This window comes from Alcaligenes sp. 1735tsa3, assembly GCF_024134565.1.
GTDB lineage: Bacteria > Pseudomonadota > Gammaproteobacteria > Burkholderiales > Burkholderiaceae_B > Alcaligenes > Alcaligenes phenolicus.
Window position 1 is genome coordinate 3,640,462 of the sequence record NZ_CP099862.1, and the last position, 12,956, is coordinate 3,653,417.

The window sequence follows — 12,956 nt, forward strand, 5'->3', positions numbered from 1 at the left end:
ATCAGGAGAACCTCGAGTTCACGACTTAAAAGCAAAAAAATCCCGGACCAAGCCGGGATTCACACATCAATCTGTACTTCGCTTTTAGTCGCGCAGCTTCTTGACCAGTGCTGTCGTGGAACGCTGAAACTCGAAGGGAATCGCGACTGCATCGCCACCCCAGCTACGCACTAAAGCCGTTTCAGGCAAGGCTTCCATATCGTAGTCGCCGCCCTTCACGATCAAGTCCGGACGCAGCGCCGCGATCAAGGCTTCGGGCGTGTCCTCGTCAAACAAGACCACCGCATCCACGCAGGCCAGCGCAGCCAGCAAGGCAGCGCGATCCTGCTCGGGATTGATGGGGCGCTCCGGCCCCTTGTTCAGACGGCGCACCGAGGCATCGGTATTCACACCGACAATCAGCGAGGCACCCAATTGGGCAGCCTCGTCCAGGTAGCTGACATGCCCACGGTGCAAAATATCAAACACACCGTTGGTAAAGACCAGCGGGCGCGCCAGGCGCCCCTGCTCCACCGCTTCACGCAAGGCGTCCAGACCCATCACCTTGGCCTCGAAACGTGCGCTCATATCAAGCCTGCACCAGCGTCGAATCAGAGCCGACCTGACGTGCCAGATCCTTGCGGTAGCGGTTCAGTTCCTGCACGGTCTCGAACGAGCTACCCATCAGCAACGACATATTGTGCAAGATGCGCGAGCTGACCTTGTGCTCCCATTCCTTGTCGAAACGAATCTGCGTATCCAGCCAGTTTTCCAGCCAGCCGGGCGATGGCAGCTTGGACTGCACGGTATCTTCGGGGAACATGGCTTTGTTCACGTGCAAGTTGGTGGGATGCAGCGCCTGAGCGGTGCGATGGGCCGAAGCCATCAGAACGCCAATCTTGGAGAAAGCCAGACGGGCTTGCAGGCCAAATTCCTGGCCCTTGTGCACCAGGGCACGCTTCATGTAGCGCAAGTAAGCACCGGCGTGACGAGCCTCGTCCTGAGCCACGATCTTGTAGATGGCCTTGATCACCGGCTCGGTATGCCAGTCGGCAGCACGGCGGTACCAGTGGTTCAGGCGCACTTCGCCGCAAAAGTGCAGCATCAGCGTTTCCATGGCCGGGGCCGGATCGAAGTCAAAACGCACCTTGTGCAGTTCTTCTTCGGTAGGCATCAGCTCGGGGCGGAAACGGCGCAGGTATTCGATCAGAACCAGCGAGTGCTTTTGTTCTTCAAAGAACCACACGGACATAAAGGCGCAAAAATCGCTGTCATCTTTATTGTCACGCAGGAACATTTCGGTAGCAGGCAAGGCTGCCCACTCGGTAATGGCGTTCATTTTGATGGTGTAGGCTTGCTCGTCTGTAAGCTTGCTGCCATCAAAGTCATCCCACGGTATGTCATGCGCAAAATTCCAGCGCACCGCTTCCATGGATTTAAATAAGTCATGGTAAAGCATAACGATTCCTAAAAAGAATCAAGCGGTTCCTTGAGGGCGGCCATTCACCGTCCGGAAGGCGCCGGAAAGCGCCAGCTTAGCAATCAGCTGGCGGACCTGCGTCTATCGTAGAACCTGCAGTTATCAGAAATATGTCAGCCACAAAAAAACTGACGCGTTGCGGGGTCGTCACACTTATCGCCCCACCAAAGCCCAGATGGCCACCCCGACCGCAACCGCCAATACAGCACATAAGGCAGTCAATAATCGGTTGGTCTGCTGCTGCGACTGGCGCAGCAGCTTGAGTTCCTGGTTCAACGCCTGCCCTGTCTCTGGCCTATTCAAAGCGGAATACACCAGACGCGGAAGCTGCGGCATGATCTGGGCCCACTGCCCTGCTTCCTGTTTCAAACGCGAATAAAAGCCCGATGGACCAATACGCTGGTACATCCACTTTTCCAGATAAGGTTTGGCGGTATCCCACAGATCCAGCTCCGGATCCAGATCCCGCCCCATCCCTTCCACATTCAGAAGGGTTTTCTGCAGCAGCACCAGCTGCGGCTGAATTTCTACATTGAACCGGCGCGAGGTCTGGAACAGGCGCAACAGCACTTGCCCCAGCGAGATCTCGGACAAGGGCCGATCAAAATACGGTTCACATACCGCGCGTACCGAGCCTTCCAGCTCCTCTTCACGGGTTTCAGGTGGCACCCAGCCGGACTCGATGTGCAATTGAGCCACCCGGCGGTAATCGCGCCGGAAAAAAGCCAGGAAGTTTTGCGCCAGATAGTTTTTGTCGAACTCGGACAGCGAACCCACAATGCCAAAGTCCAGGGCAATATAACGGCCCAAGCTCTCCGGTGCATCCGAGACATAAATATTGCCGGGGTGCATGTCGGCATGGAAAAAACCGTCGGTAAACACCTGGGTGAAGAAAATTTCTACCCCTTTGCGGGCCAGATCCTTCAAATCCACATTGGCGGCGCGCAGGCGATCAATCTGGTTGACCGGGATGCCCTTCATGCGGTCCATGGTGAACACGGTCGAGGCGCAATAGTCCCAATGCACTTCAGGCACGATCAAAAGCTGGGTACGCTCTACATCTTTGGTGAAGTTGCGGCGTAGCTGACTGCAGTTGGAGGCTTCGCGTATCAGGTCCAGCTCGTCGTTCAGGTACTTGTCGAACTCGGCCACCACTTCGCGCGGTTTCAGGCGACGGGCATCCGGGCCCAGCCGTTCCATGAATGCAGCCAGCACGCGCATCAGACGCAAGTCTTTATGGATGACCTCGCGCATGCCAGGGCGCAACACCTTCACGGCTACTTCGCGGCCATTATGCAGCTCGGCAAAGTGAACCTGCGCAATCGACGCCGAAGCGATGGGTTCGCGATCAAACTTCTGGAACAGTTCGTAAGGCGAAGCACCCAGGGCCTTCTGAATTGTGGCTTCCGCCACCTCCGAAGGGAATGGCGGCACGCGGTCCTGCAGCAACGCCAGTTGCTCGGCAATATCCAGCGGGATCAAATCCCGGCGAGTGGAGAGCACCTGGCCGAATTTAACGAAGATGGGCCCCAGACTTTCCAGGGCCAGCCGTAAACGTACGCCACGTGGCAGCTTGGGTTTGCGACCCAGGCGCACAATGCGCAACATACGTGATGCCCAAGGGTGGCGGATGCTCGATAGCACCAGCTCGTCCAGGCGATAACGGAATACAACCAGCAAAATGGTCAGCAGACGACACAAGGAGAACATGCTCAGGACTCCCGCCGACGCGCGTCAAGACGTTTCAAACGCTGGTCCAGTTCGTCCAGGCGTTGGACCAAACCAGCCGATTGCTCGCGCATCCGTTCCAGTTCGGGGCGGGTAACCAGCAAGGCGCTTTCTTCAGTCAGGTATTCGCTGGCATTACCAGCCAGACGCTGGCCCAGATCCCTCAACCCGGAAAAGGCCCGGCGCGCCCCGCTGAACAGGCGCACGGCCATGACATCACCCACGATTTTGGCCAGATCGTGCTCGGCATCCCAGCGCAGATTGGCCGCCAGGTCCGACACCAGATTGGCCAGCCCGGCCTCGCCTTGCACATGCATTAACTGGGCGACACGGCTGAAATCGCCGTCTTGAAGGATTTGTGGCAGTTCAGGCAGCTTGTCCTGAGGCAGTGTCAACGTGACATCCGGCACGACGGCAGGATGGCCTTGCTCCAGCTTTCCTTGAGAGCTGATGGTGTAGACCAGTTGCAAACGGCCCACAATCAGCGACACGGTTTTGCCTGCATGGCTGCGCAAACGCTCACGCGCCCAATCCTCGCGATCAAGCAAGGCATTGAGCAAACGCACGCCCACGGCGCCAGGTTCTAGGAATGAAGGGATACCAAGCATGTCCATGCAAGTCTACTGCCGGGGCGAGTAAACCAGTCCAATTAAAACAGCCAGTTTAACCCGACACAGACACGGCCGGATGTACAGGGCGACAGGAACACGGGCAGATGGGATCACAGCGAAACGGGAGCACTCATAACAGAACAGCCGCCTGGGTAAGAAGGCGGCTGTCTGTATAGATAGAGATCAAGCGTTGGGGTCAACCGGGATCTGCTGAATACCAGCCAGCAGCCAGCCTGCGCCGTCGGCCTTGAACAGATTCCAGACTTCCTCAAAGCGGAAAGCCTCTGCACCCACTTCTTCACGCAGCATACCGGAGTAGCGCACGCTGGCCAGGTGGCCGTCGGCTACTTTTTCGATACCCAGCAGCTCTGCATTGAGCAGTACCACTTGAGTCACGTTCTCGCCTTGGCGCTGAGCGATTTGAGGAGCGGCTTCCTTGAGCAGGTCGTCGGTCAGGAAGGTACGCAGTTGTTCCACGTCGCCCTTGTCCCACAGTTTCTGGATTTCCACGAACTGGGTCTTGGCATTGGCCAGGAACGTAGGCGTGTCGAAATCACCGGGGATAAACCAGCTTTCGTCTACTGGCGGCGCTGGAACAGCGGCGGCGGCAGCTGGCTGAGCAGCTGGAGCAGCAGCAGGCATAGGTGCTGGCGCAGCTTGGGGCTGCTTCCATGGGCTGGGAGCAGGATCAGCATTGCGCATCATGGACTGACCACCGGCCTGTTGCATGGCAGGACGAGCGGCCGAGCCACGCAGACGACGCACGATGAACAGAACGGCGAAGATCACCAGACCGATCAGCAAGAGGCTGGACATCATTTCCAGGAAAGCACCGCCCAGACCCATGCTGGACAGCAAGGCGGCAATACCCAGACCAGCAGCGATGCCGGCGATCGGGCCCAGGAAGCGGGACATGCCCGACTTGGCAGCGGTACCAGCCGCAGCCGTACCGGCAGCAGCGGCACCCGCAGCAGGCGTAGCCGAGCGAGTCGCGTTATTCGCTGCAGCAGGAGGCGTCGCTGCCGAGCGGTTGCTGGTGATGTTGGAGGATTGGCGGCCAAAACTGGAGCCACCACCCATGCGTCGTGCTTCCGCATCATAAGAAACGGTCAGCAAGGCGCCGGTGCTAAAAGCCAATACAGCGGCCATGAAATAACGAGAAAGCCGTCCAGACATAGTCACAAACTCCTGACCAGAACAAGCGCTTAACACACAGGGTTTTGACGCCCCCGGCCATGCCATCCCAGTCGATTATTCAAGAAAACTTACGATAAGCTGAACATTAACATGACAAGTTCTCATGCACCATGTTTTTTTTACCGTTCATTACAGACAAAAAACGAACGGCACCTGAAGGTGCCGCTGTTATTAGAAAGAGGATACACCCGGCATCAATCCAGGCGGATGCCTTCGTGCAGCGCGGCCACGCCGGCTGTCAGATTGAAATACTGCACGCGCTCCAGGCCCACTTCACGCATCATGTCGGCCAGGGTTTCCTGATCGGGGTGCATGCGAATGGATTCAGCCAGATAGCGGTAGCTTTCCTCGTCCTTGGCCACAAACTTGCCAATACGGGGCAGGATATTGAAGGAATACCAGTCATACGGGGCCTGCAAGGGCTTGGCCACGCGGGAAAACTCCAGCACCAGCAATTTGCCGCCCGGACGCAACACCCGCTTCATTTCAGCCAGCGCGCGGTCTTTGTGCGTCATATTGCGCAAACCAAAGGCCACCGAGACACGATCAAAATAGCCATCAGGGAAAGGCAGGTGCTCGGCATCACAGACCGTAACGGGCGTGATGATGCCCTTGTCCTGCAGACGATCACGACCCACGCGCAACATGGAACTATTGATATCGGTATGCCAGACCTCGCCGTCCGCACCAGCCTGACGCGCAAAAGTCTTGGTCAAATCACCCGTACCCGCGGCAATATCCAGCACTTTCATGCCGGGACGCACTGCTGCGCGACCGATCGTGAAGGCTTTCCAGATACGGTGCAGGCCGCCCGACATCAGATCGTTCATAATGTCGTAGTTGTTAGCCACCGAATGAAAAACTTGGGCTACTTTGCCCGCTTTTTCGTTTTCGGCCACGGTTTGAAAACCGAAGTGCGTATCGGCGTTCTGGGCGGAGGAGGTTTGAGGACGCTGTTTTTCCATAGTGCATAATCGTAACGCAGATTTCCCGGTACAGAAACGAAAATCCGGCTCGCTGAGTGCTCCCCTTTTTTACACGTTCACAAACCTGAAACATTAACGCCATATGATGGCGCTATTACGTGCAGTCAGGGATTTGAAGCGCCTGCCGTATTGCCCTTGAGCCGCCTGATGGCAACAGCAGGCCCCGCGCCCAAGCACAATACAGACAGCCAGCCTGACCCTCTATTATTTTTTATCGGACCAGTCTGAAGCTAACAATGAGTACAAGCATATTAGTCGTGGAAGATGAGCCTGCGATCCAGGAACTGATCTCTGTCAATCTGTCTTTTGCCGGCCATAAAGTGCTGCGCGCCTTCGATGCCGAACAAGCCCAGATCCTCATTCGCGCGGAACTGCCTGATTTGATTCTGGTGGACTGGATGCTGCCCGGCTCCTCGGGCATCAATCTGGCCCGCAAACTGCGCTCGGACGAACGTACCCGTCATATTCCGGTCATCATGCTGACCGCCAAAGGCTCGGAACAGGACAAGGTCGATGGCCTGGAAGCCGGTGCGGACGATTACATCACCAAGCCTTTCTCGCCCAAAGAACTGATTGCCCGCATCAAGGCCGTGTTGCGCCGCCGCGCTCCCCAGCTAACTGACGATGTGATCTCCATTGGCAACCTGCAGCTGGACCCCAGCACGCACCGTCTGTCCAGCCAGGGCATGGCGCTGACCATCGGGCCTACCGAGTTCCGTCTGCTGCATTTCTTCATGACACACACCGAACGCGTATTCACCCGCTCCCAGTTGCTGGACCAGGTGTGGGGCGACCACGTATTTGTGGAAGAACGTACGGTAGACGTGCACATTCGTCGCTTGCGCAAGGCGCTGGAGCCTAGCGGACACGACAAACATATTGAAACGATTCGTGGCTCGGGCTATCGTTTTGCCCTTTCCCCACTGGAAAAGGCGCCGACCGCCTGATCCCATGTTCAGCATATTTACGTCTATTGTTATCTGGGCCCTGTTGGGCAGCTTGATCGGCTGGTGGCTAGGGCCATTCACCGGTCTGGCCTTGTTTTGTGGTGGCCTGTTATTGCTGGTTGTCATCAGCACCCTGCAGCTTTCCCGCGTTGAACGCTGGACCCGCAACCTGAATGATCCTCCGCCCCCCGCGGTTGGCCCCTGGGACGCCATTCTGGCTCCCATCTACCGCCAACTGCGCCGTGATCGCCAGGAAATTCAGGATCTGAATCGTTACGTAGACGGCATCATGATGGCCGCCGAGGCCCTGCCCGACGGTGCCATTACCCTGAATGGGGAGATGGAACTGCAATGGTGCAACCAGACCGCCTGTGAGCACATAGGCCTGAATCTGGCCACGGACCGCCATCACAGCATCTTCAATATCCTGCGCGAACCCGAGTTTTCTCGTTACGCCCGTCAGCCTCAATGGGATGGACCTTTGCTGCTGCATCTGAGCAAAGACGGACGTGAGCGCTCCTTGCTGCTGCAATTAACCCCTTATGGACTGGGCCAGTTCCTGATCGTGACGCGTGATGTCACCCAGGTGGAAATGCTGGAGACCACCCGCAAGGACTTTGTGGCCAATGTCTCCCATGAACTGCGCACACCACTTACCGTCTTGCTGGGTTTTCTGGAAACTCTGCAGGACATGCCGCCCGAAAGCTTGCCTTTGGAACAGCGTCAACGCTACGAGCAGATGATGCTGGAGCAGACCCGCCACATGCAGTCGATTGTGTCCGACTTGCTGACCTTATCCACGCTGGAATCCTCACCCACAGTGGAAGGGGAGACAGTACAGGTCAGCCAGTTGATTGAAAGCGCGCTGAAACAAGGCGAGGCTATTTCTGGCGGCCAACACAGCTTTGTCACAGATCTGGACCCTCGCATTGCCATTCAGGGCATGGAAACCGAACTGAGCTCGGCTGTCTCCAACCTGATTACCAACGCGGTGCGCTATACCCCAAAGGATGGCACCATCACCGTGCGCTGGTATCTGAATGACAATGGTGAGGCCTGTTATTCGGTGCAAGACACGGGCATCGGTATTGCCGCCCAGGATATTCCCCGCCTGACCGAACGCTTTTACCGCGTAGACAAGGGCCGTTCCCGCTCCACTGGCGGTACGGGTCTGGGCCTGGCCATCACCAAACACATCATCGTGCGACATAACGCCGACCTGCAAATCCAGAGCCGTCTGGGTGTGGGCAGCGTGTTTATGTTGCGTTTCCCCAAGAGCCGGGTTCGACTCCAGGACAGCTAGAACATGTGGGGCCATATTGGCCCTACAATAAACGGCTCTGAAGACCACGTTGGCGGCCTTATGCCGCACAGGAGCCAAGCATGTCCCATACCAACGAGCTGCGCCCTTTCCACCTGGCTTTTCCGGTCCATGATCTGGCCGTTGCACGCCAGTTCTACGGACAGACACTGGGCTGTCCCGAAGGCCGATCCTCGGATCAGTGGATTGACTTCAACTTCTACGGCCACCAGATCGTGGCTCATCTGGCCCCTTCAGAGTGTGGCAGCAACGCCACCAGCGCGGTGGATGCCCATAATGTGCCCGTGCGCCACTTTGGCGTCGTGCTGGACATGCCCACCTGGCAGACCCTGGCTGACAAGCTGGTTGCCGCTGGCACCAAATTCGTTATCGAACCTTATATCCGTTTCAAGGGCGAACCCGGCGAACAGGCCACCATGTTCTTCATGGACCCTTCGGGCAACGCCTTGGAGTTCAAGGCCTTCAATAGCCTGGATTCGCTTTTCGCCAAATAAAGATGCACAAATCCTGGCAACTTAACGAGCAAGGCGACCGCTGTCTGCTAGTGCAGTTCAGCGGCCCGCTTTCTCTGGACACCGGCTTGCGCTGTACCCGCGCCGCCCGCTTGCTGCGCGACCACGCCCCCGCCTGTGTCCGTGATCTGGTCCCCAGCTTTACCGCAGTCGCCATCCACTTTTACCCGGATGGCAGCAGCGACCAGCTTGCTCGTTTGCACGACTATGTTCATCAAGCCCTGGCCGAGCTGGATGCCAGCCAGGACCAGGCCGCTCCCGGCGCACTGGTAGATGTTCCCGTGTGCTACGGCGGCCTCTTCGGTCCGGACCTGCCTGCCATTGCCGAGCAATTGGGGCTAAGCCAGGAACAAGTCATCGAACTGCACAGCAGCCAGGTGCAACTGGTATTCATGGTGGGCTTTGCCCCCGGCGCTCCCTATATGGGCATCTTGCCCGAGCAACTGAATGTGCCGCGCCGCGCCACACCCCGCACTGTATTGCCTAAAGGCTCGGTGGCCATTGCCAACCAGCAAACCATTATTTACCCAAACGAATCTCCCGGCGGTTGGCATCTGATTGGCCGCTCGCCAGTTAATTTGTTTGATGCCCGGCGCTCGCCCGCCGCCCTGCTCGCCCCCGGCGACCAAGTGCGCTTTGTGCCTCTGCCTCACGAGCAGTTTGATCACTGGACACCCGCATGACGGTGCATATCCTCAAACCAGGCATGATGAGCAGCCTGCAAGACCGAGGCCGTTATGGACATCAGCACCTGGGGGTTTCGCCCAGCGGTGCCATGGACGAACGTGCCCACCGACTGGCCCATTTACTGGCAGGCAATGCCGCAGAGCAGGATCTGGCCAGCCTGGAAATCACGGTGCAAGGCCCCAGCCTGCGCTTTGCAGAACCCGCCCTGTTTGTCCTGACGGGTGCGGACATGAACGCCAGCCTGGACGGCCAGCCCGTGGCGGTCCTGCGCCCTACTCTGGCGCGTGCCGGACAAACCCTGACGATGCAGTCCGCCAAACCCGGCCAAGGTGCCCGTAGCTACCTGTCTGTTTACGGCGGCTTTCAGGTCGAATCCCTGCTGGGCAGTCAAAGCACGCATATGCGAGTCGGTTTGGGCGGCTTTGAAGGCCGCGCCTTGAAGAAAGGCGACCAGATCGCATTGGCTCGACCACTACCCAATGACGAAACGACCTTGAACCGTCTGCAAGCCGAGCTGGATGAGCTGCGCATTTACATGCCCGCCGCCCTGGCCCTGGCTCCACGTGAACGCCTGCGCGTCATTCTGGATCAAGCTGATTTGTTTACCGAGGAATCACTGGAACTGTTCCAAAGCCAAAACTACCGCATCAGCCCGGCTTCAGAACGCATGGGCTATCGCCTGGAAGGCCAGCCCTTGCAGCGCAAGTCGCCAAAAGAACTACTGTCCGCCCCCACCTGCTTTGGAACAATCCAGGTCCCCAACGATGGTCAGCCCATTGTGTTGATGGCGGACCGGCAAACCACCGGCGGTTATCCGCGTATCGGACAAGTCGCCAGCGTGGATCTGGCTCAAGTTGCCCAGCGCTTGCCCGGTCAGAATCTGAGTTTTGAAGTGGTGACGGTAGAACAGGCCCATGCACTGGCTGCCCGTCAGGAGCAGGCTTTTGCACGTCTGAATGACAGCCTGGAACCTTTGCGGCAGGCTCTAAAACAGTGTGTGGCATAGAGCGTGTTAAGACACCACCGTACTAACGGGCATCTGGCCTTATCGCACATTCGTATGGCCAAACGGCCTATCAGGCCGCAAAGGCAGTAAGGCGGCTTGAACCAATCCCCCATGACGAACTCAGGAGCAAACACCCACTGCTCTTGGCTCCCAGGCTCAATACGGCTCCAACGACAGCCACCACATTCAAGCCCCAATAAAAAACACCTCGCTTTTCCAAGCGAGGTGTTTTCATTTGGTCTGACGCAAGACAGCGAATGCCGTGCGCCGTCCATAGACTTACAAAAACAGCTTGTAAGCCGGGTTATCCGTTTCGTCCCAGTGCGGGTAGCCCAGATTGCCCAGGAAAGCCTTGAATTCCTTTTTATCGGAAGGCGGGACCTGGATACCGATCAGAATACGACCGTAGTCATCACCCTGATTCCGGTAGTGGAACAAGCTGATATTCCAGTCCTGGTTCATGCTGGACAAGAATTTACGCAAGGCACCAGGACGCTCTGGAAACTCGAACCGCAGCAGGACTTCGTCCGTAGCCTGGCTGGACACTCCACCCACCATATGACGCACATGGGTCTTGGCCAGTTCGTTGCCCGTCAGGTTCAAGGTACCAAAGCCTTTCTTGACGAAACGCTCTTCCAGCTTTTCGATCTCCGCTTCCGAGGAAATCGACATACCCACAAAGACATGCGCCTTTTCAGGATTGGACATGCGGTAGTTGAACTCCGTCACCGAGCGAGTGCCCAGGGCATCGCACAGGCGGCGGAAGCTGCCTTTTGCCTCGGGGATCGTCAGGGCGAACAAAGCTTCACGAGCCTGCCCCACATCCGCACGGTCCGCCACCATGCGCATACGGTCAAAGTTCATGTTCGCGCCGGACGTGACCGCAATCAGGGTCTTGTTCTTGAGCTTGTTTTGAGCGGCGTAGCGCTTGGCACCCGCCAAAGCCAGGGCACCCGCCGGTTCCAGCACGCTACGCGAATCCTGGAACACATCTTTGATAGCCGCACAAATCGCGTCCGTATCCACGATGACAAAATCATCCACATACTGACGCACCAGACGGAAAGTTTCGGAGCCCACCTGCTTGACGGCAGTACCGTCAGAGAACAGGCCCACGTCCGACAAATTCACACGACGACCGGCCTTGATACTGCGCACCATGGCACAGGAATCTTCGGTCTGTACGCCGATTACTTTGATTTCAGGACGCAAGGACTTGATGTATGTGGCTACGCCCGCTGCCAGACCACCGCCGCCAATAGCGACAAAGACCGCTTCAATTGGGCCGGGGTGCTGCTGCAAAATTTCCATGGCCACCGTACCCTGCCCGGCAATCACATCAGGATCGTCAAAAGGGTGCACAAAGGTCAGGCCTTCGTTCTTTTGCAGTTCCAGAGCGTGCTGGTAGGAATCCGAATAGCTCTCGCCCACCAGGACCACTTCGCCGCCCAGATTACGTACACCATCAATTTTCACTTGCGGGGTGGTGGTTGGCATGACGATAACGGCACGGCAACCCAGCTTGCGCGCTGCCATGGCCACGCCTTGCGCGTGGTTACCCGCCGAAGCGGCCAATACACCCCGTTTTAATTCCGCGGCCGACAGATTGGCCATCTTGTTATAGGCACCGCGCAGCTTGAAGCTAAAAACAGGTTGATAGTCTTCGCGCTTGAGCAGGACCGTGTTACTAATTCGTGCCGATACCTGGGGAGCGGGTTCAAGTGGTGTTTCGATGGCAACATCGTACACTTTCGAGGTCAGAATGCGCTTTAGGTAATCGTTCGACATGACTCAGCTTTTAATAACAACCGGTTTTGCCACCAAGGCCAGCCGCAGGCCCCTGCCTGAGACCGCTCACCGGAAAAGAAAAACAGAATACCATAGGCGGATGCCCTAACTGGCGTCCATTATTCCCTACAAAACCCGTCCACTTTACTTATGCAAGCCTGGATCTCTGATCTTATTTCGTGGCTCTTGGCCGCCCTATCTCTGCCCGAAGTGGGCTTGAGCGCCATTTTCATCATCAGCCTGGTCTCGGCTACCCTGCTCCCCCTGGGTTCGGAACCCGCCGTATTCGCCTATATCAATCTGGCTCCACATATGTTCTGGCCCGCCGTGCTGGTTGCCACTGTGGGTAATACGGCAGGTGGGGCCATCAGCTATGCCATGGGTCTGGGCGCCGAGAAAGCCTACGAAGCCTGGCGCGAGAAGCACCCGCAACACACAGAAGACGGCGCAACTCCCAAGAACAAGGCAGCAGGCCGCTGGCACGAGCTGGGGCAGCGCTGGCTGACCCGCATGGGACCGCCCGCCCTGCTCTTGTCCTGGCTACCCGTGGTAGGCGACCCCCTGTGTGCCGTAGCCGGTTGGCTACGCCTGCCATTTTGGCCCAGCGTGTTTTACATGGCGGTGGGAAAACTGGCGCGCTATATCACCATGACCGCTGGTCTGCTGTGGATTTTCCCCAAATTGGGTTGGTAATTTGCAGCAAACTGGCCGCAA

13 protein-coding genes are annotated in these 12,956 nt (G+C 57.4%); 6 read left to right on the forward strand and 7 right to left on the reverse strand.

From position 1 onward, the window contains the following. Positions 1-84 precede the first annotated feature (84 nt). From rfaE2 to ubiE, 6 genes are all read right to left on the reverse strand, one after another. Positions 85-567 carry a D-glycero-beta-D-manno-heptose 1-phosphate adenylyltransferase gene (gene rfaE2 / locus NIZ92_RS16840; protein ID WP_009458698.1) on the reverse strand — a complete coding sequence of 161 codons (483 nt, stop codon included), beginning with the start codon at positions 565-567 and terminating at the stop codon, positions 85-87. Position 568: 1 nt separating this feature from the next. Continuing rightward, positions 569-1,438, reverse strand: a complete 870-nt coding sequence (locus NIZ92_RS16845; RefSeq protein WP_026484472.1) for a ferritin — start codon at positions 1,436-1,438, stop codon at positions 569-571. Positions 1,439-1,612: 174 nt separating this feature from the next. Continuing rightward, entirely contained in the window at positions 1,613-3,169 is a 1,557-nt protein-coding gene (ubiB, locus tag NIZ92_RS16850) for a ubiquinone biosynthesis regulatory protein kinase UbiB (RefSeq protein ID WP_022983639.1), read from the reverse strand. A gap of 2 nt (positions 3,170-3,171) precedes the next feature. Beyond that, a complete protein-coding gene (locus NIZ92_RS16855) occupies positions 3,172-3,801 on the reverse strand; it encodes an SCP2 domain-containing protein (RefSeq protein ID WP_026484474.1) in 630 nt (209 codons plus the stop codon). A gap of 180 nt (positions 3,802-3,981) precedes the next feature. Beyond that, positions 3,982-4,974, reverse strand: coding sequence for a Tim44 domain-containing protein (locus NIZ92_RS16860; RefSeq protein WP_026484475.1), 993 nt, complete (start codon positions 4,972-4,974; stop codon positions 3,982-3,984). Between the two features lie 215 nt (positions 4,975-5,189). Next, positions 5,190-5,960: a bifunctional demethylmenaquinone methyltransferase/2-methoxy-6-polyprenyl-1,4-benzoquinol methylase UbiE gene (gene ubiE, locus NIZ92_RS16865; RefSeq protein ID WP_026484476.1), complete on the reverse strand. Its 771-nt coding sequence runs from the start codon at positions 5,958-5,960 to the stop codon at positions 5,190-5,192. Positions 5,961-6,217: 257 nt separating this feature from the next. Between ubiE and phoB the strand changes: the two genes are divergently transcribed. The 5 genes from phoB (at position 6,218) to NIZ92_RS16890 (ending at position 10,454) form a co-directional block, all read left to right on the forward strand. Continuing rightward, positions 6,218-6,928, forward strand: a complete 711-nt coding sequence (gene phoB, locus NIZ92_RS16870; protein WP_035270329.1) for a phosphate regulon transcriptional regulator PhoB — start codon at positions 6,218-6,220, stop codon at positions 6,926-6,928. A 4-nt stretch (positions 6,929-6,932) separates the two neighbouring features. Next, positions 6,933-8,231, forward strand: a complete 1,299-nt coding sequence (gene phoR, locus NIZ92_RS16875) for a phosphate regulon sensor histidine kinase PhoR (RefSeq protein WP_009458690.1) — start codon at positions 6,933-6,935, stop codon at positions 8,229-8,231. Positions 8,232-8,311: 80 nt separating this feature from the next. Further along, on the forward strand, positions 8,312-8,743 hold the full coding sequence (locus tag NIZ92_RS16880) for a VOC family protein (RefSeq protein WP_022983640.1): 432 nt from the start codon (positions 8,312-8,314) through the stop codon (positions 8,741-8,743). A gap of 2 nt (positions 8,744-8,745) precedes the next feature. Then, on the forward strand, positions 8,746-9,444 hold the full coding sequence (gene pxpB / locus NIZ92_RS16885; RefSeq protein ID WP_083054717.1) for a 5-oxoprolinase subunit PxpB: 699 nt from the start codon (positions 8,746-8,748) through the stop codon (positions 9,442-9,444). Next, entirely contained in the window at positions 9,441-10,454 is a 1,014-nt protein-coding gene (locus NIZ92_RS16890) for a biotin-dependent carboxyltransferase family protein (RefSeq protein WP_254002299.1), read from the forward strand. The genes pxpB and NIZ92_RS16890 overlap by 4 nt, the downstream gene beginning before the upstream one ends. Positions 10,455-10,733: 279 nt before the next feature. On the opposite strand, the gene ilvA is transcribed toward NIZ92_RS16890, so the two are convergent. Next, entirely contained in the window at positions 10,734-12,242 is a 1,509-nt protein-coding gene (gene ilvA, locus NIZ92_RS16895; RefSeq protein WP_035270321.1) for a threonine ammonia-lyase, biosynthetic, read from the reverse strand. 150 nt (positions 12,243-12,392) lie between these two features. On the opposite strand from ilvA, the gene NIZ92_RS16900 reads away from it, so the two are divergent. Beyond that, positions 12,393-12,935 (forward strand): YqaA family protein, encoded by a 543-nt coding sequence (locus NIZ92_RS16900; protein WP_035270318.1) that lies wholly within the window; start codon positions 12,393-12,395, stop codon positions 12,933-12,935. The last annotated feature ends 21 nt before the right edge of the window (positions 12,936-12,956 follow it).